Annotated in this window: 21 protein-coding genes and 2 tRNA genes; 13 read left to right on the top strand and 10 right to left on the bottom strand. The window is 45.1% G+C overall.

Annotated features, from left to right (window positions below):
* The first annotated feature begins 624 nt into the window (after positions 1 to 624).
* The 9 genes from CS948_RS11800 (at position 625) to CS948_RS11760 (ending at position 7,455) form a co-directional block, all read left to right on the top strand.
* On the top strand, positions 625 to 1,812 hold the full coding sequence (locus CS948_RS11800; protein WP_099291945.1) for an MFS transporter: 1,188 nt from the start codon (positions 625 to 627) through the stop codon (positions 1,810 to 1,812).
* A gap of 192 nt (positions 1,813 to 2,004) precedes the next feature.
* Positions 2,005 to 2,757, top strand: a complete 753-nt coding sequence (locus CS948_RS11795) for an outer membrane lipoprotein-sorting protein (RefSeq protein ID WP_099291944.1) — start codon at positions 2,005 to 2,007, stop codon at positions 2,755 to 2,757.
* Position 2,758: 1 nt separating this feature from the next.
* Complete coding sequence (locus CS948_RS11790) at positions 2,759 to 3,973, top strand: ABC transporter permease (protein ID WP_099291943.1); 1,215 nt, start codon at positions 2,759 to 2,761, stop codon at positions 3,971 to 3,973.
* Complete coding sequence (locus CS948_RS11785) at positions 3,970 to 5,202, top strand: ABC transporter permease (RefSeq protein ID WP_099291942.1); 1,233 nt, start codon at positions 3,970 to 3,972, stop codon at positions 5,200 to 5,202. The genes CS948_RS11790 and CS948_RS11785 overlap by 4 nt, the downstream gene beginning before the upstream one ends.
* A 104-nt stretch (positions 5,203 to 5,306) precedes the next feature.
* Positions 5,307 to 5,990: an ABC transporter ATP-binding protein gene (locus tag CS948_RS11780; protein WP_099291941.1), complete on the top strand. Its 684-nt coding sequence runs from the start codon at positions 5,307 to 5,309 to the stop codon at positions 5,988 to 5,990.
* Positions 5,987 to 6,736, top strand: a complete 750-nt coding sequence (locus CS948_RS11775) for a hypothetical protein (protein ID WP_099291940.1) — start codon at positions 5,987 to 5,989, stop codon at positions 6,734 to 6,736. Before CS948_RS11780 ends, CS948_RS11775 begins: the two co-directional genes overlap by 4 nt.
* Positions 6,733 to 7,191, top strand: coding sequence for a hypothetical protein (locus CS948_RS11770; protein ID WP_099291939.1), 459 nt, complete (start codon positions 6,733 to 6,735; stop codon positions 7,189 to 7,191). The genes CS948_RS11775 and CS948_RS11770 overlap by 4 nt, the downstream gene beginning before the upstream one ends.
* Positions 7,192 to 7,295: 104 nt before the next feature.
* Positions 7,296 to 7,377 (top strand) — tRNA-Tyr (locus CS948_RS11765).
* Between the two features lie 5 nt (positions 7,378 to 7,382).
* Positions 7,383 to 7,455 (top strand) — tRNA-Gly (locus CS948_RS11760).
* A 130-nt stretch (positions 7,456 to 7,585) separates the two neighbouring features.
* On the opposite strand, the gene CS948_RS11755 is transcribed toward CS948_RS11760, so the two are convergent.
* The 3 genes from CS948_RS11755 to CS948_RS11745 form a co-directional block, all read right to left on the bottom strand.
* Positions 7,586 to 7,783: a hypothetical protein gene (locus CS948_RS11755; RefSeq protein ID WP_099291938.1), complete on the bottom strand. Its 198-nt coding sequence runs from the start codon at positions 7,781 to 7,783 to the stop codon at positions 7,586 to 7,588.
* Positions 7,784 to 7,985: 202 nt separating this feature from the next.
* On the bottom strand, positions 7,986 to 9,020 hold the full coding sequence (locus tag CS948_RS11750) for an AI-2E family transporter (protein WP_099291937.1): 1,035 nt from the start codon (positions 9,018 to 9,020) through the stop codon (positions 7,986 to 7,988).
* A gap of 116 nt (positions 9,021 to 9,136) precedes the next feature.
* Positions 9,137 to 9,805: a Crp/Fnr family transcriptional regulator gene (locus CS948_RS11745; RefSeq protein WP_099291936.1), complete on the bottom strand. Its 669-nt coding sequence runs from the start codon at positions 9,803 to 9,805 to the stop codon at positions 9,137 to 9,139.
* A 221-nt stretch (positions 9,806 to 10,026) separates the two neighbouring features.
* Between CS948_RS11745 and hcp the strand changes: the two genes are divergently transcribed.
* A complete protein-coding gene (gene hcp / locus CS948_RS11740) occupies positions 10,027 to 11,670 on the top strand; it encodes a hydroxylamine reductase (RefSeq protein WP_099294445.1) in 1,644 nt (547 codons plus the stop codon).
* 40 nt (positions 11,671 to 11,710) lie between these two features.
* Here hcp and CS948_RS11735 read toward each other — a convergent pair whose 3' ends face one another.
* Positions 11,711 to 12,499, bottom strand: a complete 789-nt coding sequence (locus CS948_RS11735) for a C40 family peptidase (protein WP_099291935.1) — start codon at positions 12,497 to 12,499, stop codon at positions 11,711 to 11,713.
* Positions 12,500 to 12,632: 133 nt separating this feature from the next.
* On the opposite strand from CS948_RS11735, the gene CS948_RS11730 reads away from it, so the two are divergent.
* Positions 12,633 to 13,328: an NAD-dependent deacylase gene (locus CS948_RS11730; RefSeq protein WP_099291934.1), complete on the top strand. Its 696-nt coding sequence runs from the start codon at positions 12,633 to 12,635 to the stop codon at positions 13,326 to 13,328.
* A 118-nt stretch (positions 13,329 to 13,446) separates the two neighbouring features.
* The gene (rlmD, locus tag CS948_RS11725; protein ID WP_099291933.1) at positions 13,447 to 14,850 is read left to right on the top strand and encodes a 23S rRNA (uracil(1939)-C(5))-methyltransferase RlmD; all 1,404 of its coding nucleotides are present in this window, start codon (positions 13,447 to 13,449) and stop codon (positions 14,848 to 14,850) included.
* Between the two features lie 67 nt (positions 14,851 to 14,917).
* Here the strand turns inward: rlmD and CS948_RS11720 are convergent, their stop codons facing one another.
* Positions 14,918 to 16,903: an LruC domain-containing protein gene (locus CS948_RS11720; protein ID WP_176555036.1), complete on the bottom strand. Its 1,986-nt coding sequence runs from the start codon at positions 16,901 to 16,903 to the stop codon at positions 14,918 to 14,920.
* 411 nt (positions 16,904 to 17,314) lie between these two features.
* On the opposite strand from CS948_RS11720, the gene CS948_RS11715 reads away from it, so the two are divergent.
* Positions 17,315 to 17,866, top strand: a complete 552-nt coding sequence (locus CS948_RS11715; protein WP_099291931.1) for an AAA family ATPase — start codon at positions 17,315 to 17,317, stop codon at positions 17,864 to 17,866.
* 233 nt (positions 17,867 to 18,099) lie between these two features.
* Here CS948_RS11715 and CS948_RS11710 read toward each other — a convergent pair whose 3' ends face one another.
* From CS948_RS11710 to CS948_RS11690, 5 genes are all read right to left on the bottom strand, one after another.
* Entirely contained in the window at positions 18,100 to 18,543 is a 444-nt protein-coding gene (locus tag CS948_RS11710) for a LytTR family DNA-binding domain-containing protein (protein ID WP_099291930.1), read from the bottom strand.
* A gap of 121 nt (positions 18,544 to 18,664) precedes the next feature.
* On the bottom strand, positions 18,665 to 19,573 hold the full coding sequence (locus CS948_RS11705; protein ID WP_099291929.1) for a serine protease: 909 nt from the start codon (positions 19,571 to 19,573) through the stop codon (positions 18,665 to 18,667).
* Between the two features lie 10 nt (positions 19,574 to 19,583).
* A complete protein-coding gene (locus CS948_RS11700; RefSeq protein ID WP_099291928.1) occupies positions 19,584 to 20,744 on the bottom strand; it encodes a TlpA disulfide reductase family protein in 1,161 nt (386 codons plus the stop codon).
* A 1-nt stretch (position 20,745) separates the two neighbouring features.
* Positions 20,746 to 21,249, bottom strand: coding sequence for a TlpA disulfide reductase family protein (locus tag CS948_RS11695; RefSeq protein ID WP_099291927.1), 504 nt, complete (start codon positions 21,247 to 21,249; stop codon positions 20,746 to 20,748).
* A 15-nt stretch (positions 21,250 to 21,264) separates the two neighbouring features.
* The gene (locus tag CS948_RS11690) at positions 21,265 to 22,353 is read right to left on the bottom strand and encodes a thioredoxin family protein (RefSeq protein ID WP_255301986.1); all 1,089 of its coding nucleotides are present in this window, start codon (positions 22,351 to 22,353) and stop codon (positions 21,265 to 21,267) included.
* Positions 22,354 to 22,571 lie beyond the last annotated feature (218 nt).

Here is a 22,571-nt window from a genome sequence, read left to right as displayed (position 1 = left end):
TGGATTTAGTGATTCAATAATTGTCGATTTAGTGATTAACGAAGCGTTGGCAAGTGGAGAGAAATCATTCAATCTAAAATCACTCAATCACTTAATTAATAAACTCCTCCGTCGGCTACGCCGCCACCTCCTCTATAAACAGAGGAGGAGCTGAAATACTATCTCCAACGCAGGAAAAGTAACCTGTAACTTGCCGAAGGCAAATGCAACCTGTAACTTGCAACTCGCCAAAGGCGACTATAAAAAAGTTCGCATACAATAGGTTTCCCCCATATATATCCTATTGATTCACAGCGGATACATACCTTGTTATTCTATTGTCATTCTATTGTTATCTTATTACTATACTATTTTAATAGAATAATAGTAGGATAATAATAAAATAATTAGTAAATTACAACCAGAGATACCTTAGAATATCCCTAGGGATACACAGGGAAAAGATATAAAAAATGAAAGAAGCGTTGGTAGGTGGGAAGCAATCTACAATTGTTAAATCTAAAATTAATTCTCCCGCTTCCATCACGAGATTAAAGTTCTTTTTCGCCAAAATACATTATCTTTGTCCCTCGAACAATGCCCTCCGCCCACCACAGGACCCAAGGACAAAATAAAACAGCAAGTATGTACACGACACAAACACGGGAGAAGCTATGGACTTCCAATTTCATTTTAGCGTTCCTCGGGAATTTCTCGATTTTTTTCGCGTTCTACCTGCTACTGCCTGTACTTCCTTTCTATTTGATCGAAAAGTTTAATGCGGACAGCGCGTTGATCGGTACGATTCTCGCTTCCTACACGTTGACAGCACTACTCACGCGTCCGTTTTCCGGCTTCCTCGTGGATTACTTCTCCCGGAAACCGTTGCTCGTCACCTGCTATTTCGTCTTCGTGGGCTTCTTCACCGGGTACGTCGTCGCGGGGACACTCCTGCTTTTCGCTATATTGCGTGCCGTCCACGGGTTCTCGTTCGGCATGGTCACGGTGTCGAACTCGACCATGGCGATCGACGTGATGCCTTCATCCCGGCGTAACGTGGGAATCGGGTACTACGGGCTGTCCACGAATATCGCGATGGCACTGAGTCCCACCCTATCCCTTTTCCTGCATGACAATTACGGGAATTACGACTATATATTCCTGTGTTCCCTGTTGACCGGAACTTTCGGGCTAATCTGTGTCTCCCTCATCAAGGCCCCGGAGAAAATCACATCCGCGGGGGAACCGATCTCGCTAGACCGTTTCTTCCTTCTGAAAGGCATTCCCGCGGGAATAAATATCGCTCTCCTGTCTTTCATCTACGGCATCATGTCTACCTACGTCGCTATCTACGGCGAACAAGAGGTACACATTAAATCGGGTACCGGGTTTTTCTTTATGCTAATGGCATTCCGGCTTATCACTTCCCGATTACTGTCCGCCGGTCAGATGAACCGGGGACACTTGACGCGAACGATTCTGCTGGGCATCTTGTTCATGCTCACGGGATTCTCGTGCTTTATATTCCTTAAAACGATACACTTCTTTTACCTGTCGGCATTCTTGATCGGAATGTCGTACGGTTTCGTCTGTCCGGCATTCCAAGCCATGTTTATCAACCTCGCGAGGCATAATCAGCGAGGCACCGCGAACTCGACTTACCTCACGTGCTGGGATATCGGTTTAGGCGCGGGTGTATTCCTCGGCGGGTATATCGCCAAAGCCTCGAACTACACGACGGCCTATCTCATGGGATTGGGACTGGTCATTCTGGGACTCATTTTATTCCAAACGCTTACCGCGTCATACTACACGCACCATAAATTGCGTTGAGGTCCACGAGACGGAGAAGATAGTCTTTTCAATTTTCAATTTTCAATTTTCAATTAAATCTTGTCACCCGTTTTCTAATTTTTCCTGTCGTAAATAAGACTTCAAAAAATAACGCAAATGAAGTACCCTATTTTAAGACCTCGTTCGTTATAGACGAGAAAGACGAAATATAACTAAACTAATAACAGCAAGATGACTAGAAGATTAATCATTACCTGTTGCGTGTTGCTATTCGGCGGAAGCCTGCATGCGCAAGAACTCACCGCAAAGGAAATCATGGAGAAAGTGACGAGTAACAAACAAGGAGAAACTCTTTACTCGGAAGTCACCATGACAATCGTACGCCCGACGTGGACAAGGGAAGTCGGTATAAAAAACTGGACGAAAGGAGAGAAATATTCACTCATCCTCATCACCTCACCAGCGAAGGACAAAGGACAAGCGTTCTTGAAAAGAGAAAAAGACTTGTGGAACTGGATGCCGAGCATCGACCGGATGGTAAAAATGTCCTCGTCCGTTATGGGACAATCGTGGATGGGAAGCGATTTCACGAACGACGATATGACGAAACACTCGTCCAAGATAGAAGACTACACGCACGAGCTGAACGGAACGGAAGAAGTGAGAGGACACGAGTGCTACAAACTGACGCTGGTTCCCAAGGAAGACGCCGCCGTGGTGTGGGGCAAAATCGTGGTGTGGATTACCAAGAAAGACTTTATCGAGGTCAAATCCGAATTTTACGACGAGGACGGCGTGCTGATCAACACGTACAACGGTCATGACATCAAAGAAATACAGGGACGGAAAATTCCCACCCGACTGGAAGTCATCCCGGCTGACAAGCCGAACCAGAAGACCGTTCTGACCGTACACAAGAACGAGTTCGACAAGCCCATGAGTGATAGTTTCTTTTCCCAACAAAACATGAAAAAACTCCGGTAACATGATAAAACTCGCTTGGCGAAATATATGGCGTAATTCCCGCAGAACGGGAATCACGGTGGCATCCGTGTTTTCTGCCGTGTTATTCAGCATTTTGACAATATCCTTGTCCGATGGCAGCTGGAACAAGTTAATGGATAACTTGTTGCGCACGCAAGTCGGACACATCGAAATTCACCGGCAGGGATACTGGGAAGAGAAGAGTATCGACAATTACATGACCATGGATGCCGCCATGATCGAACAACTCCGCACCCTCCCCCACATCACGAACGTATCGCCCCGGGTAGAAACGTTCGCCATGATTTCCTCGGACAAAACCACGAAAGGCGTCGGTATCGTGGGCATCGATCCCGCGCAGGAAGAACTCAAATCATCGTTGTCACAACGAGTGACACGAGGGAAATACCTCCGGCAAGACGACGACGGGATACTGCTCGGCAAGGGGTTGAGCGAATACCTGCAAGTGGAAGTCGGCGACACGGTAGCCCTCATGGGACAGGGATACCACGGGACGAACGCTATCGGGTTGTTCCCGGTACGCGGGATCGTGTCGATCATCATCCCGGAAATGGACAAAGGATTCCTCTACATGACATTACCCGCCGCCCACGCGTACATCAATATGCCGGACGGGTACAGCGGGATGCTCATATCCATTGACGAGGACGAGAACCAAGAGGAAGCCTTTGCCGCCGTGCAGGAGCGGGTGGCAGGCGCACCGTACGACGTGATGCGCTGGCAGGAATCAATGGAGAGCCTGCTGACACAGTCGAGAGCAAACAAAGTATTCTCGAAAATCATCATGTTTATCCTATACGTAATCGTGGGCTTCGGCATCCTCGGGACGGTGATCATGATGACGAACGAACGCCGGCACGAGTTCGGGGTGGTCGTGGCACTGGGAATGAAACGGCAAATCCTGTCAAACGTGGTATGCCTTGAACTGTTTTTCATGACGCTGCTGGGTGCATGTCTGGCTATCGCGGTGAGCATTCCTATCACGTATTATTTCAGCTATTACCCGATACAGCTCACGGGAGAACTGGCGGAAATCGCCCTCGGTTACGGCATGGAGCCCGTGATACCCACGGCGACAAGCACGTATATTTACGTGAACCAAGCCTTAGTGATCTTGTTTATCACGTGCCTGACAAGCATTTACCCCATCAGTAAAATACTCCGTTTAAAAGTCAATAAAGCCATACGCCCATGAAAATAACTTTAATGCTCGTGCGCCTGTCATGGAAAAACATCTGGCGCAATAAATTCCGCAGTATACTTATCCTTAGCGCGATAGCTATCGGGTTGTTCGCGGGAACCTTCACCATAGCATTCGTCACGGGTTGGGGACGGGCAACAATCGAGACAGAAATATGCAATCAACTATCGCACACGCAGATACACACGCCGGAATTTAGCTACAATTACGACATCAACTCGTACTTCACGCGGGATAGGGTGAAACCGATAATAGATTCCGTGACGGGATTGGAAAGCGTCACGTATCGCTTGAAACTGTACGGGGTGCTTGCCTCCGCCTCGAATACCGTGGGGGCTTTCGTGCACGCTATCGACCCGGCGGAAGAGAAAGCAACCACCACGCTCCACCAGTATATCCCCGATTCGCTGGGGACATTTCTGGAAAGCGGCAAATTACCTGTCGTCATCAGCCAACGGGTAGCCAAGAAACTGAAAGCGCGCTTGCGGTCAAAAGTAGTACTTTCCATTCAAGACGTGAACGGTGATATGCAAAGCATGGCGTTCCGCGTGGGCGGAATATTCAAAACAAATAACAGCATGTTCGACGAGTCCACGATCTTTGTCAGGAAAAGCGACATCCTCCCCTACACCGGTCTGCCGGAAGGCGCCGCCCACGAGGTCGCGATACTCGCCGCCAGTGTTGACGAGGGGAAAAAGGTCACGGAAGCCGTGACTGCCGCGCTCCCGAACATGGACGTGCAAGGATGGAACAAACTCCAACCCGCCCTCGGGCTGATGTACGCGTGGACAGACCTGATCAACGTGATCATTCTGTCGATATTCCTGATAGCCCTCTCGTTCGGTATCGTGAACACGATGCTCATGGCAGTACTGGAACGGACGAAAGAACTGGGTGTACTCGCCTGCATCGGGATGAACAAACGAAACATATTCAAAATGGTGATGTTCGAGACACTATGCCTCACCGTCGTGGGGAGTGCCGCCGGTATCCTGCTGGCACTCTGGGTAATCGGGTACACGGGGCAACATGGCATAGATCTCGGGTTCATGCTCAACGCGAATTACGAACGATTCGGGTTCAGTTCGGTCGTCTACCCGTTCTTATTCCCTAAAGCCTTCATGGAAATCGTTATACTCGTGGTTATCACGGGCATCGTGTCAGCGATCTACCCCGCCCGAAAAGCGCTGAAGATCAATTCATGGGAAGCTACAAAGAGTTAAAGAGAGCTTGAAAGACGGTAATAGAAATTAAGAATGTAGAATGAAGCGTTGGCAAGTGGGGAGAAATCTAAAATCTAAAATTTAAAATCTAAAATTAATGTGTCATGCCAATTATAGAAACTAAAAACTTATACAAGACTTACAAAGACGAAATGTCTGAAGTACACGCTGTCGATGATGTCAATATCAGTATCTCCGAGGGAGAATTCACGGCCATCGTGGGACCTTCGGGTTCCGGGAAGACCACCTTGTTGAACCTAATCGGGGGACTGGACACGCCGACCTCCGGCAACTTATATATCGACGGGCAGGATATCTCGCTATTGAAACCCAAAGAAATGGTCGATTTCCGTTTACATAATATCGGATTTGTATTCCAGTCTTTCAATCTTATCCCCGTGTTGAGCGCCAAGGAAAACGTCGCGTTCGTCATGGAATTGCAAGGACGCAAAAAAAGCGAACGGGACGAGCGTGCCCAAGAATTGCTGGAATCCGTCGGTTTGGGAGATCGCGTCAACAGCCGCCCCTCCAAGCTTTCCGGGGGACAACAGCAACGCGTGGCAGTAGCCCGCGCGCTGGCATCAAAACCCAAATTCATCCTCGCCGACGAACCGACAGCAAACTTGGATAGTAAATCCGCGGAGAATCTTCTGGACATGATGGAAAAGCTGAACGAGAAAGAGAATATCACGTTCGTGTTCTCCACGCATGACCCTCGAATCATGGCAAAAGCAAGGCGAATCATTACCCTTGAAGACGGTAAAATCATAAACGACATCGTGAAATGAAAAAATATATTGTTCTTTTTTGTGTTATCATTTTGTCAAAGAACCTCTTCTCGCAAGAGGTTCAAAAACCCGAATTCTCGGGCTACGTGAACGAAATGTTTTCCATGTTCACCGAGAATCTGGACGATTCATGGTACTGGCAAAACATCGTGCACAACCGCCTGACATTCGGTTGGCAACCCGGGGAATGTTGGAGAATCGACGCAGGAATACGAAACCGATTGTTTAGCGGCGACTTTCTCGACATTCCCGGGTACGCCAAAAGAATGGAAACGGACAATGGCTACATGGATTTATCGTGGAACATCATGGACGAAAAGAATGCCCTGTTGAACCTGACCTGCGACCGCCTCTATTTCACTTTTGAGAAAGGGAGATGGTGCCTGAAACTGGGCAGGCAACGGGTAAACTGGGGACAAACTTTCGTGTGGAACGCGAATGACCTCTTCAACAGTTACTCGTTCTTCGACTTCGACTACATCGAGCGTCCCGGTTGCGACGCGTTCCGGGGAACATATTATCACGACGAAACTTCTTTCAGCGAAGTCGTTGTTTCTCTCGACAACTCGAAAAAGGTTACCGCCGCCTTTTTACACCACGGTACGATCAAAAACTTCGACTTCCAAGTCATGGCAGGGATTCAATCGGAAGACGACTTTGTCATCGGCGGGGCCATGACCGGAGATATCAGAGGCGTGAACCTGCGCGGGGAATTCGCTTATCGCCCGGAGATATCAGAGGCGTGAACCTGCGCGGGGAATTCGCTTATCGCCAACCACTGGACAACTTCGGTAAATCGAGCGGTATCATCGAGGCTTCCTTCGGTGCCGATTACCTGTTTTCCAATAAAATCATGTTGCAGGGAGAAGTGATGTACAATAATAAAGAGAGTATTTTCTCGTTGAAGAATATCCTCGAGTTTGTACTCAATCCCTCGTCGGCAAACATCATGACCGCCATGAACGATTGGAACGCCGTCGCGATGGTCTTCTATCCCCCGACCGACCGATTGTCACTATCCCTGTCGGGGATGTACATGTCCGGACTGGAAACTTGTTTTGCTGGATTTATCATGGATTATTCCCTGTGGAACAACCTCGATTTCTCCATTATCTCACAGTATTTCACCACAGTAGGCGACACCATCCCCATCGACGTGAGAGCGTGGTTCGGTTTCGCCCGCCTAAAGTTTTCATTCTAACCCCAAGATTTATCGCTAAAAACTACAAAAAAAATAACTCTAACTATTGCGTCAAAACCAAAAAGCTGTATATTTGCAGCCGAAACAAATGTTCTTTGAACAAAGGGGAGATACCAAAGTGGCCAACTGGGGCTGACTGTAACTCAGCTGACATCGTCTTCGTAGGTTCGAATCCTGCTCTCCCCACATTCGCGGAAATAGCTCAGTCGATAGAGCACTAGCCTTCCAAGCTGGGGGTCGCGGGTTTGAGTCCCGTTTTCCGCTCTCATTTTAAAGCACTTACAAAAGTAAGTGCTTTTTGCTTTTAAACGGTTTTCATGAAGTTTTGAGCATTTATTTAAACCAAGGTTTAAACCGAATTCAGGATAGTGTAATGCCTCCTGAAATATAATATTCACGGATGTCTTTTTTTATAATTCTCTATACGAATATCTCTTTCTTCTTGAGGCATATCGGCAGGAAATTCAAAGGTTGTTCGTGCACTGATTGTCACGTGAACTACCTCTCCGACTTTTTTCTTGTACTCTTTAAGTACGTTATCTACTGACTGCATAGATTGATATTTCTCGGGACGCACGTTATCACTTTTCATTTCTTGAATTTTATATATTAAAATACATTACCTTCATCAAGTACAGATTTTTATTTGTACTTGGTCTAAAACCACGGATTAGAGAAAGAGGACAATTAAAGGTGAGCGCTACTTTATAATAATAAAAAGAAGGACTGAAACAATAATGATTCAAAACTCTAAATCGTATCAAAGATAATACAATATTTGAATAAAACAAATTCTATTCCTTGATTTTATGAATATAACGTGAATCACCACCCAAATACTCTTCTTTAAATATATTCACGCAGAAAGCGAAAATAGCTAACAAGAGGGGACCGAAAATCACACCCATAAAACCGAATAACGAAAGCCCGATAATCACACCGAAGATCGTGATCAAAGGATGCGTGTCCGCCATTTTCTTTTGCAGCATAAAACGCACGAGATTATCCACGTTGGCAATCACGACAACCGCGTAAATTGTCAAACCGATAGCGGCTCCCCAGTGTCCCGACAACCCGAGAAACAGAGCCAGCGGTATCCATATTAATGCCGTCCCCACGATCGGGATAATCGTGGCAAAACAAGAAAGGAATCCCCAAAGAAAAGGGTTCGGCACCCCGAAAATAAAATACCCGATCATCGCAACTATCCCTTGTATCAATGCCAACAACGGGATACCGATGGCATTGGACTTCACGATCATGTTGAACTCGTGCAGAATATTCCGTTTATTCCGTTTATTAAAAGGCAGAATATCACTCACGTACTCTTCCATTCGGGTTCCCCCGATCAGCATAAAATAAAGCACGAAAAGAAGCACAACCACGTTAATGGCGAAACTACTGATACTCCCCATTAACATTTGCCCTATCTTGGGCAACATCGAAAGTAAAGAATCCACGTTTTCCTTACTCATCACGTCATACCCGACACGTTGTTCGATAAGATCCGCCACGTGTTCGACAGGCGCAATCAGGCTATGGGGATCAAGATTGATTGCCTGCAACTTGTTCACGAATACCCAAACCACCAGAGACAATGGCACGAGGAAGCAAAGAATGGTTTCCATAAGCAAGAGCACCGCCATCCAACTCCGACGCATACGTTTTTTTAGTGTTAGGTATAACATCTGACCGCGTAACAAGATATAAATAGTCATCGCTCCCAGTATACCGCTGATAAACGGTAACGCCTCAAAAAATATAATCGTCCCCAACAACAGAATAATGATCACGAGGGAATATCTCCAGTATTGTTCTTTCAAGCTCATATTACTTTATTTACAGTTAATCAAATCGTCAGCAAACAGATGAATCATACTGTCCGCCTACACCGTTTTTTAACGAAATAAAGAATAAAAATGTTATTATTAAACTGCTGAAATTATTACATCATTGCCCGGCGCAAAGCTTGTCGGTCGAGAATGGCTATCTCCCGGCGATTCACGACAATTAATCCCTCGTCCGCCAACTCGTACAATACCTTTGCCAACGCGGGACGGGTAACCCCGAAATACTCTGCCAGTTCTTGTTGCGATTTATCCAACACGACGTTCTCGTTCCCGGCAGAAGCCAGCTCCAGTATGTAATGGATTAATTTTCCCCGAATCGTTTTGAAAGAAAGGAATTGCAATCGTCCCGTCAAGAATGTTGTCCGGTTGGAGTTGACGGAAAGAAAGTTCCGCATGAAGACTTCGTAACGCGCCAACTGTCGGAATACCGATTCTTTCGTGGCGATAAAAACCTCGGTTGCTTCCGCCACCGTTGCCGTCACCGGGAAATGGTTGTCTCCGGCGAAAAGGAACGCGGGAGCAAGAGCCCGCGGCGCCCGTATCGTTTCAATACGCAACATAGCTCCCGAATCGTCGGTCATCTCCGCCTTTACTTCCCCTTCCAACAGAATATACAGAAAACGGCAAGCTTCCCCCTGCCGGAACACGACCTCGTCCCGACCGTAATTTTTGACCGTGTAATCAAACCCCTCTAAAAAGCGTTCCCGTTCATTCTCCGGGATACCGACACATAGCGGACAATCAAAAAAACGAACTAATGCCATACCTGTAAACTTTTGATACTCTCGCGAATGTAGTACTTTATCCCCAGCATTCCATTTTTACCCGTCCTCTTTTTTAACCTTTACACGAATTCACCGTACAAATTATTGAAATTTAAACTCGGTTTGTAATTTATATTACAATTATTGTTTCCTCGCACCCTTACATTCGCGATAAACAAGAGAAAAATAATATTCATTTAACACACTAGACTATGGAAAAAATGTTTTGTTATCAATGCCAAGAAACCGCGAAAGGTACGGGATGCACCGTACGCGGCGTATGCGGAAAAACTCCCGACGTGGCTAATTTACAGGATTTACTGTTATTTGTACTGAAAGGAATCGCCCATTACCGGGTACAATTACGAGCTTTAAACGCCGTGGACCACACTGCCGACCGTTTCATGCTCGATGGTCTTTTCATGACAATCACGAACGCCAATTTCGACAAGCAACGTTTCATCGACAAGATCAAAGCGGCACTCGAATTGCGGGAGCAATTGAAACAAACCTTCCTCGCAAAAGGCGGAAAAATCGAAAACATCACTTTTGAAGGTGCACACTGGACAGCCTCCACGCCGGAAGAAATGGAAGCAAAAGCCGGAAACGTCGGGGTATTATCCACTGAAAACGAAGACATCCGTTCTTTACGCGAATTGCTTACCTACGGCATGAAAGGCATGGCAGCTTACACGGAGCACGCTCACAATCTCGGTCACGAGAATCCCGGCATATACGAATTTATAGACCGGGGATTGGTTGCCACGACCATTCCGCTCTCCGCAGACCAACTCGTGCAGATGGTTCTGGAATGCGGTAAAAACGGGGTGGACGCCATGGCATTACTTGACAAAGCAAACACGGACACGTACGGGAACCCGGAAATCACGAAAGTGGACATCGGTGTCAGAAAGAACCCGGGCATATTGATTAGCGGACATGACTTGAGGGATTTATACGAATTGCTGGAACAAACCGAAGGCACAGGAGTTGACGTGTACACGCACAGCGAGATGCTTCCCGCCCACTATTATCCCGCCTTCAAGAAATACAAACATTTCGCCGGGAACTATGGTAACTCGTGGTGGCGTCAGGTATATGAATTCCAACACTTCAACGGTCCGATGCTTTTCACCACGAACTGTATCGTTCCCCCGCATCCGGATGCCAACTACAAGGATCGGGTATACACGACCGGCTCAGCCGGATTCCCCGGCTTCAAACACATCGAGAGAAAACCGGGACAACCCAAGGATTTCAGCGAGATCATAGAGCACGCGAAGAAATGCCCGCCACCGGAAGAAATCGAAAATGGCAGCATCATTGGCGGATTCGCCCACAACCAAGTATTCGCTTTAGCTGACAAGGTTGTAGAAGCCGTAAAATCAGGTGCTATCCGCAAATTCTTTGTTATGGCAGGATGTGACGGTAGAATGAAGGGGCGTGAATACTATACCGAGTTCGCACAAAAACTCCCGAAAGATACAGTAATCCTTACCGCCGGGTGTGCCAAGTACCGTTATAACAAACTTCCCCTTGGAGATATCAACGGGATACCCCGTGTATTGGACGCCGGACAATGTAACGACAGTTACTCGCTCGCCGTTATCGCACTCAAATTGAAAGAAATATTCGGCGTGGAAGACGTTAACCAGCTTCCTATCGTTTACAACATCGCGTGGTACGAGCAAAAAGCTGTTATCGTACTTCTGGCGCTACTTTATCTTGGCGTGAAGAATATCCACCTCGGACCGACTCTCCCGGGATTCCTTTCCCCGAACGTGGCAAAGGTTCTGATCGACAAATTCGGCATCGCCGGTATAACCACGGCAGACGATGACTTGAAATTTTTCTTGGAGAACTAAGAAAGAATTTATAAAGTAATAGACGCCCTAAGGGCGTCTATTACTTTATAAATTCCTTTACCACTTTCAATGTATGCGTGTATCTTTTTATATCCTCGTTAAAGATACCATGGTGATCAATTTTATCTATTCGTACCCGTCCCGAAGCATGGATGATTCTTCCTTGTTCCCATAGAATACCGACATGTGTAATACAACCGGAAGTATCCCCGAAGAATGCCAGATCACCGGGTTGAGCTTCTTCCAGAAAAGATAAAGTCTGTCCCTCGTTTACCTGTTTTTCCGCTTCCCGGGGAATAGTGATTCCGGCAAGCCGATACACCATTTGCACGAAACCGGAACAGTCAATTCCCTTTGGAGTCCGCCCCCCCCAAAGGTAAGGCGCGTTAAAATACATCAAAGCATATTGTATCAATAAATCCCGCACACTCTCGATGCCCACTTCACGCGGCCCCCCAAGCACAACATACTCCTCATCCCCCAAAAACATTCTTTTCGTGTAAGCATCGTAAAAAGGAAGTACGCTTCCGGCTACAATCAGACGGTTTTCCCAATCTCCTTTCTTCATGACCAAATTGAAAACCTCCCCCATAATCAGCTGGTCGGAAGCCCTATAGTTTTGCACGTAAGCCTCGTCCACTTCCCTGAATACCTTTTTCTCCACCCAACCTTCACAATTGTCATGCAACAAGCGGATGTAGAGCCACTTCTCGTCTGTTTCCAACACCTCGTATACCTCACCGAACAGCATCTGGGAAACCATCTCGCTTCGCTCCGACCGTTCCCTTCGCATGGGGGTAATACTTAAATCCGCTATTCCATAACTCATAATAATGCAAAAACCATTTTCAATCCCGCAAAAATAGGGCAAAGTTTTGAAATATCATAACGGAACATCTTTCATCGGTAAGATTTTTTAGCTAACTTGCTGACGCATTTTAGAAATAAAATCCTATTTGATTATGAAGAAGTTAGTCATTTTAACCGGGGCAGGCATGAGTGCCGAAAGCGGAATCCGTACTTTTAGGGACAGTGACGGGTTATGGGAAGAATACAATGTTATGGATGTATGTACCCCTGAAGCATGGGAACGTGATCCGGAATTAGTAAACCGTTTCTATAACGAACGCCGGAAGCAACTCTACGAGGCGCAACCGAATAACGGACATTACGGGCTTGCCGATCTGGAAAAAGACTATGACGTACAAATCATAACGCAAAACATTGACGACTTGCACGAAAGAGCCGGGAGTACCAAAGTATTACACTTGCATGGTGAACTCAAGAAAGTAAGAAGCAGCCGGAATCCCAACCTGATTTATGACCTTGACGGTTGGGAATTGAAATTCGGCACGAAAGCCGACGACGGTTCTATCCTCCGTCCCCACATTGTTTGGTTCGGGGAGGCAGTTCCCAACATAGAACCTGCCATCGACCTCGTCCGTCAAGCTGACATTCTGGTCATCATAGGGACTTCCCTAGCCGTGTACCCCGCAGCAAGCCTGTTGCATTACGCGCCCGCCGGATGCCGTATCTTATTGATCGATCCGAAAGTCCCCGAAAGCGTCAGAACCAGCAAAATCGAATTCATCGAGAAAGGAGCCTCCGAAGGCGTCAAAATCCTAAAAGAAAAACTAGCAACAATTTCAGATTTATGAATTACGATTTATGATTAAACAAAAACATTCACGTTCAAAAAAGAATCATAAATCCAAAATCATAAATCAAGAAATTGACCAAATCGTAAATCTAAAATCATAAATCTAAAATCAATTTATGTCTCGCGGTAAAAAGCCCTTACTAGAAAACGTTGAAATAAAAAAAATAGCAGCAGAAGGAAAATCCATAGCTTACGTGGATGAAAAAGTACTGTTCGTACCGAACACCGTTCCCGGCGATATCGTGGACGTGCAAGTCACCCGGAAACGTAAAAGTTTCATGGAAGGCTTTATCGTCAACTTCCGGAAATATTCCGATATCCGGACAGAACCCTTTTGTGCCCACTTCGGCGTGTGCGGCGGTTGTAAATGGCAAAACCTGCCATACCAACTGCAAACCGAGTTCAAACAGCAGGAAGTTATCGACAACTTGGAAAGAATCGGTAAAGTAAAATTGCGAAACATCGCCCCGATCATCGGTTCGCCCCAAACAACCTATTACCGGAATAAACTGGAATTCACGTTCTGCAACAAACGCTTCCTCACCCGTGAGGAAATAGCAGAGGGGAATGACTTGAACCGTACTCCGGCAGTCGGTTTCCACGTTCCGGGACTCTTTGATAAAGTCATAGACATTGATAAATGTTACTTGCAAGCGGAACCTTCAAACGCTATCCGCAACTTTATCCGGGAATACGCCCTCGCACGGAGTCTGAACTTCTACGACATCCGGGAACAAGCGGGATTCCTGCGCACATTGATTATCCGCACCTCTTCCACGGGAGAAGTGATGGTTATCGTTACTTTCGGCAGAGAAGACCGGGAAACAAGAGAAGCCCTGCTCCATGCTCTCGAGGAACAATTCCCGGAAATCACCTCGTTGATGTACGTCATCAACGAAAAGATGAATGACACGATCACGGATCAGGAAGTCGTGTGTTTCCATGGGCAAGATCATATCTTCGAACAAATGGAAGACTTGAAATTCAAGATAGGTCCTAAGTCTTTCTACCAAACCAACTCGGAACAGGCCTATAACCTATACGCGAAAACGAGAGAACTTGCCGGACTTACCGGAAAGGAAATCGTTTACGACTTGTACACGGGTACGGGAACCATCGCCAATTTTATTGCCCGCGATGCACAAAAAGTTATCGGTATCGAATACGTACCGGAAGCCATCGAGGATGCGAAAATAAACTCAGCCCTCAACGGTATTGATAATACATCCTTCTACGCCGGCGACATGAAAGACGTGCTTAATGAAGAATTTATCGCCCGTCACGGTCGCCCGGATGTCATCATCACCGACCCTCCCCGTGCCGGAATGCACAAGGATGTCGTGGACACGATACTAAAAGCCGCACCGGAACGCATCGTGTACGTGAGTTGCAATTCCGCCACGCAAGCCCGTGACTTGAACCTCATGGATAGCGATTACAGGGTCATGGCCGTGCAAGCCGTCGATATGTTTCCTCACACACATCACGTGGAAAATATCGTTCTCTTGCAACGCAGGTAAGATAAAAAGAGAGTGTGTCACTTTGAAGTGAACCCTAAAAGTTAGACAAAAAACTTTTAGGGTTCATTTATTCTTTCGGATTCAAATACCAATCAGAATTTTCTTTACCGTTGGTTTTTACCCAATTCAAGAAACCGGGATACTTGATATTTATCAAGGCTGATTCTTCAGGAATCACAAAAGAATCCATATCCTCATCATTTTCAAAAACGAGATTTATAGCAAACGGCATTTGTTGCCCGTTCTTATCGTAAGTAATATAATAAAGATTTGCATCCGGTTCCGATCTGTCATGCCCATATCCTAAATTTTCTGTATTCAATTTTTCAGTAGGACGCATATTAGTCAGGTGCACCTCTATATCTTCCCTAGTCGTTGTGATAAAAGGATTATAAGGAGGCAAAATGAAATCTTCTTTAGATATTTTACGCCCCGTGTACTTGGTCACAACAGTAAATGTTTCCTTCTCCAGATTATTTGCATATCCCGACACCTTATTAGCCAAACGAATCGTAGCCTTATCCAACTCGGGATCGACATAAGCACCTCCATTTCCACCCAAAGAAGATAAAATAGTCACCTCAACCTCACTACGCCTTACATCCAATTGATAAGCAAAACTATTATCATAAGCCGCACCCGACCACAATATGGTATAAACATCTTTCGTCTCAACCACTTCATTTTTTTGATTATAACCCACAGATGAAACATATTTCACCACGACATCATTCATGTCAAAATCACCTTGATAAGGCCAAACATCCTCAAAAGATAATATTCCACGGTAGGTCACACTAGCAGCAATGTCATTATCATCCGGCTCTTCTGGCTTCACCTCGGGAATATCCGGGGTGATCGCCTCTATTGGATCCGATTTCACGTAAAATACGACATCATTATAATCGTAATCATTCGTCCAATCTTCAAAACCAAACAATACATTATCACCACTTTTAAATAAGGCTACATGCTCTTTCTTATCGCTATTTAGTACTTTTGTGGAATAAAAATGTTTTTTTGACACATTGATTCCCCCCTTTTCATTTATTCCTGACTCGTAGCCATTATTGTATATAACCCAACCAATAGAAGTATTCTCGGGGAACTCATCTCCTAAATCTTTTCCGTCTTTCCAATAATGCAACCGAATTCCCTCACCTCTTTCCAATGCTCCATTATTTCCTTTGGGATAATGACCATGATTTTTCAGAACTTTTGAATTGGGGAATGCAATTACAATATCCTTTATATCCGCAACTTTCTTAGGAGGATTTGCCGTCTCGTAACAATAATAAGCTAAAGTACTGTTTGCAGACGTATTTTCATCCACCAAACAAAGATCTATATGCGCCTTTTCAGTCACATGAATGTCCCCATTCTTGATTAAATCAGGCTTAACACCTCCACCTTCAGGCACGGCTCTATTAATCACTTTCAAAATATCGCTTGAAATCGTAACACCTTTTTCGCTATTCAAATAATCCGGACGCCCGTAAAGATCATAGGTTTCACCATTCAACAGGTACGTCCCTTTCGTATTTTTCCAATACCCTAAACGTTCTAACCCACCGGTCTTATTGTAAACCGCATCTTTATAACCTTCATCTCCCGCACGGGCAATTAAAGATCTAGCACCAGACACTTCATCGGGATACCTTGCTTCAGATAACACTCCATTCGTAATCTCAGCAACCAATACACGGGGAACTCCCGCATAAGGACTGTAAATATACAAGTATTTTGCCGTAGCAGGAACCGCAATTTTATGGCTATATCTACCATTTTCATCCGTGAATCCAACGTCTACAGGTTCGATATCTCTCTTTACCACCTGTCCGTCAGCATCCAACTGCTCCGGGTCCCGTGTGTAAACTTCAAAATAAACGTTATAATTCTCCGGCACATCGTACTTCACATTTAACGTGTAAGATACCCGCGTAGAGAAATCAAATACATTGTCATAATCAGGCTCGTCCGGATCATAAACTTCCTTTTTCTCACAACCTGTCATCGCCAGTAAAATTACCACCCCAGCGGCAATTACAAGCATTTTCGATTTTTCACATACACCTATATTCATTGTGTTTTTAATGTAGTATCCCCTAAAATTTTGCACAAAGGTATACAAAAAAAAACAACCAATCATCAACTATTTAGCTAAATTTTAATCAAATTCAAATATTCAAAACGAGGATAACAACCATTCACGAAAAACAAAAGAAAAAAAGAGGAAGAAATGGTGCTTACGGTCCCCCACTCGATTGCACCAGAACTTCTACCGCAATGGACGTGTCTGGTGTTAATCGGGTGTCATTCGGGAGTATTACTGGTGTTGTAGCCCGTTCTCTCCCTCTTCTCTTCCCGTATTCTTCCTCTTCTCTACATCAAAGCTCTAAAATAATTAACACACAATCTAAGGAACACTGTTTCTGTAAAAATCAAACCATCAACAAAATTCTAAATTTATGCCTTTTACTCGGTATTGAAAACTGCCGACCCGTGGTTGCGTTTTATCTTTATCACGGGAGTGACGAAGTTCGCGCAGATGGGGATATTCTGCAATCTCAACCAACTTGCAGATATCAGCCTCATGCGACCTTATGCCACGCTCTGCGGGTTGACACTTGCCGAGATAGAGGAGAATTTCGCACCGGAAATCGATCAACTGGTGGAATACTACGGGGGTACTCCCAAAGAAATGGTCGGGGAATTGGCACGCCGTTACGACGGCTATCATTTCAGCAGTGGCAACGTGCCAGATGTCTTCAACCCGTTCAGCCTGTTGAGCGTGATGGACTTCCAGAACTACTGGTTCGCCACGGGTACGCCGACGTTTCTGGCACGCATGCTGCAGCAGACGGATTTCGACTTGCGGGAACTGGACGGCATCGAGATAACCGCCTCATCGCTCACAGACGACCGGGTATACCTCATCCCCTACTCCGCCGATAGTCGAAAAACCGTAAAAGTGGGCGTGGAATTCAACGCTGAAGAACGCAATATCGGGAAGTAGATTCATTAATTTCTCCCTTATCCTCGCTAGCTCTTCTCCCTCTTTTCATCGGCAAAAGTAGTACGAAGCACATCGATGCCAAGCCGCATTGCATTCAAATGACGGAAACAGACTATTGCATTCCAAAGAATCCATTGAAAAAAGATGAAATCGTCAATATTAAACGTGAAAACAACCGATATATAATATTAAACCTGCCCGGGAGGTTGCCTCTCGGGACAGGTTATACATGTTTATTTATTATTTTTCACGAGTTTAGATTTATGCAATCCTTTCACTTTTCCTAAAAAGCGGAAACGGGAGTGTAAATCTTCCCTGTAAGCGGGGCTCACCGGGAAATCTTGTTTGCCGATGTAAATCGTATTCCCGACCAATCGGTCCACTAGGTCCAAACAAACGGCATAACTCCGGTGAACACGGGCAAAATCTTCAAAAGGAAGCACCTCCAACACCTCTTTCAACGGGTGAACTACGATTATTTTAGCACCGTCCTTGAAATGAATGTAACAATAATCACGATCCGCTTGCAACCAAGCGATATTGGAACACAAAACAATCCGGTACGCGTCATTGTACCACACGAAAAATCGATCTCTACGATAACGATCACTTACCACGACGGCTGTACCTGCCGGAAGGTCATTTTCTATCTCTATATTATTCTGTTCTTGAGTCATAATAATTAAATATTATGTCCCGAGAAACAAGCCTCCCGGCAGGTTTCATTTATCAAAAAACGAGAAACCACCCCATGCACGGATAATCTCCTGCTTAAAGTTTATGCACGAGCACGATGCATTAATTCCCGTTGACCAACAATCGCTTGAACGCACTCACTGGAACGGTTAACTTTACGTTCATTTGCAAATGATAAGGCGGTTGATTGGAAAAGTATATCGCACGGATACACGACACCATCGACACCATATTTCCCCGGTCATCCATGATCGGACCGCCACTTGAACCTTTCGCGAAATCAGCCGTCATTTCCATCCTGCGGGAAAAGATGTCACCTGGGTTCAACGTGATTGTCCGTGACACCCTACCGTGCGTGTACACGTACGGGTAACCTTCCGGGTTACTCAACAAATGTACGTTCGCCCCCGCCGGAAGATCATCGCCCAAGGGCATCGAGGTAAGCACATCCCCCCGGGTATCAATTTTGAAGAAAGCCATATCCGCCGCCTTGTTAAAACTGAGAATTTCCGTGATTGGGTAAGCCCGACCGTCCTCTGTCGCCACGAATATCACGCTATCCGCCGGGTTCAATTTCGCTGCCGGATCGAGTAATTCCCAAAACACGTGAAAGTTAGTCACGCAAACACCGTCCGCTGTCAACACGACGGCTGTTGCCCACCCAATAACGCTCTCCGGACGAGTCGTTTTCCGCCGGTATTTATTCACAGTCAAGACACTCGCCCTCCTTTCCTTGATTATATTCTCAGGTGTCATCACCCATTTTCCCGCACGCCGGGGTATGATATTCACCGGAGTATTCTCCTTCACCCCCTGTGCTTGTTGCCGTAACGCCCTCATTCCTTTGAATAAAGGTAACACTCTTTCCTGCTTCAATGAATCAAGCAAAGCTGCTTCCTGACAAGTATAGTCACGATAAACGACATCACCTCCTTTTTGGGCGAAGCATTTTATACTTCCAACTAGAATACAACTCAATACAATACTTGATAACTTACAATATAATTCCATAATTACACTTTCAATTAGAAAATAGTTGCTCCAACTTTTTTACCAACTCCTCACCTCTCAAATCTATCGCTATAATTTTACCAACCGGATCTATTAGAAAATTACTTGGTACAGCACTTACCCCGTACAATTTGGACACATCTATTTCTGTATCACCCAAACCAGATAACTGCTCCCAAGGCAACGAGTCTTTCTCCACGGCATTTAACCATGACTTTCGAGAAAAATCCAAAGAATACCCTACTACCGTGAATCCCTTCTCCTTGAAACGATCATACACCTTCAATACATTCACGTTTTCTGCCCGACAAGGCCCACACCACGATGCCCAAAAATCCAATAACACATATTTTCCCCGGTAAGAACTCAACGTTATTCTCTCTCCTTTTGAATTTTCCACCACAAAGTCCGGTGCCATATTCCCCAATTCAACAGATGGTACCGAGTCCAACAATGCCTTGTACTTTTGTCCCGGCAAAGAACTCTTCACTTGCTCCTCCAGCTTCTCGAATAACGGGACAATCTTTGACTTCTCGCGAGCTATATTATACGTCCTCGCCAACCAATCCAAAGCAACGATAGAACCAAGATGAGTATCAAAATACCTCCTTTCCGCTTTCACCTTTTTCGCCCGCATAACAGCATTCTCTTTACTCAAGCTATCCAATGACTCGTTGTTCCTCTCTCGATAGGCCTTTCCGAACCTTTCCCGATACCCGTCCAACCAATCCCTGTAAAAACGCACGCTATCCGTGTAAACCTGAAAATCTTTATTTAAAGGAGTTCCTTCCAACTTTGCCCCCCGCAATACATCATGGACCGATACCTTAATCTCCCCTTCTTCGAGGAACAAGAAAATCGCATCATCCGTGAAATAAACAGCATCTTCAAAAAAAACGGGGGCACCTTGATTCCCTCGTGACAAACGCATCAAAGCCCTTTGGGGAAGAGGTGTTACTCCCTTTAACGTAAATCGTCCATTCACATAAATAGCCGAATCCATCCGCAAATTATCACTGACATCCTTGTAGAACAAGAAGATTTTACTCTGAGGTTCCACCTTCGCCATCGTCACGGTCAACGTAAATTCACCATCCCGGGATGATGAACCACATCCCCACGTCAACACGTATAATAGCACCCATAGTTTCACGTAACGAAAAACTACCATATTACAATTCTTTTAATTCATTCAAAATTTTCTCGAACTTCTCATCTGAAGGTTTCGGTAAAGCCAAATGCAATACACGACCTTTTTTATCCAGCAATATCAAACGGGGGATCGCCGCAATTTGAAACGCTCGCGTAAAATCATCACGCATAATCCACCATTGATACATCACCATATCCCGCTGGAAACCAAGTTCATTCTTCCATCTCCATTCCGATTGATCACAAGAGAGTCCCACGAATACAATATTTTTACCCTTGTATTTTTCTTCCAACTTCTTCAAACTCGGAAATTCTCGCTTGCACGGGTGACACCACGATGCCCAGATGTCAAGCACCACGTATTTTCCCTTGAATTGTTCCAACGACATCTCATGTCCTTTCGTATCTTTAAAAACGAACCTCGGACAGCTATCCCCTTTTTTCAATGTTTTCACTTTCGATTCCTCATCTGCCCTACCCAAAAGAGGTAACAAAAGACAAATTATCAAGAATAATCTTCTCATATCAGTTTCTTCATTTTAGAGATTGGGAATTATTGAGTTCGCAAAATTGACAAAACCATCACTTAACACTGGATTTTTCACTTTTTTAGACAATACCATTGACATTTTAATCAATTCCGCTTTTTGTTCCTCGCTCCATTTTCCTTTCAAAGTCAATATCGGGTTAAAATAGAGATAACTCAACTTATCCTCCGCCATCTCGGGAAATAATCTCGTGCACACGGCAAAGGCTTCATCAGCATTCTTGGTCAACATCGCTTTCACCAAAACAATGTAATCGACTAAATCTTTCCTGTCCGTCATTTGACATGCTCGTAATCGTTTTTCGATTGTTTCCACGTCATACAAGGTGACCCGCTTGTTTCTTCCTCTAAGCATATCCTCCAATTGTACCTCAAAAAGAGAAGCGAGCTTCACGTTCACGATCTCTTTTCCCACACCTTCTCGAAAATTAGCGGCGTGCTCCAAGAGATAATCCACGTTCTCGGAACCTAACGGCGAAATATTGATGTCCTCGTAAAGGAACCAATAGGTGGCATACGCCTTCTGTTTATCATTCAACGATTTGATCAACTCTGTTGAAATCACTCGTGCCTTATCATACTGTTGGGTTGCTTGCAACGCTTTCAAATACGAGAGGATAAACCTACTCATCCGATTTCCGGCAGCATACAAAGAATCCATCCGTACCGTTGAAATATCCCCTATGGCTAACTTCATTTTATAAACGAACTCCTCGCCAGCAAAAGAGGCACCCACGACCCGATCTTTCAAACTCCCGTCCGTGTTCAATAACAAAAATGTCGGGTAAGAACTCACTCCATATTTTTTTGCGATTTCCGGGCCTTCCCCTTTCTCCATATCATATTTCACGCACACGAACTTTTCGTTCATGTACTCGCCCACTTCCTTCAAGGGTAATATTTCCTCCGCCATCATCTTACAAGGACCACACCAAGAAGTGTAACAATCCACGAACACCATCTTCCCCTCTCCTTTAGCTTTATCCAAAGCTTTGTCTAATACCAAATTCTGAAAATTTGTCTGAGCCGACAAAGACAACATAAGACACACGGCTACAAACAACAATACTATCTTTTTCATAACTAAATACAAATTAATATCAAGCGAGATTACACCCGCCAATATATTTAACAATTTAAAATACCTGATTTATTTCTCTGGTGATAAAGAGGTGTGGCAAAACGCACCTCCGGTCTGTAAAGTCCATAACGTCCGTAAGGTCAAAAGGTCTTCTGTTTTTTGTAAATACTTAATATTCTATCAATTGACCTTATAAACTTTAAGAACCAAAGGCTCAA

The organism is Butyricimonas sp. Marseille-P3923 (assembly GCF_900184685.1).
Taxonomy (GTDB): Bacteria; Bacteroidota; Bacteroidia; order Bacteroidales; family Marinifilaceae; genus Butyricimonas; species Butyricimonas muris.
Note: the sequence above shows the minus strand (reverse complement) of the source record. Positions and strands in the feature narration are given on the sequence as shown.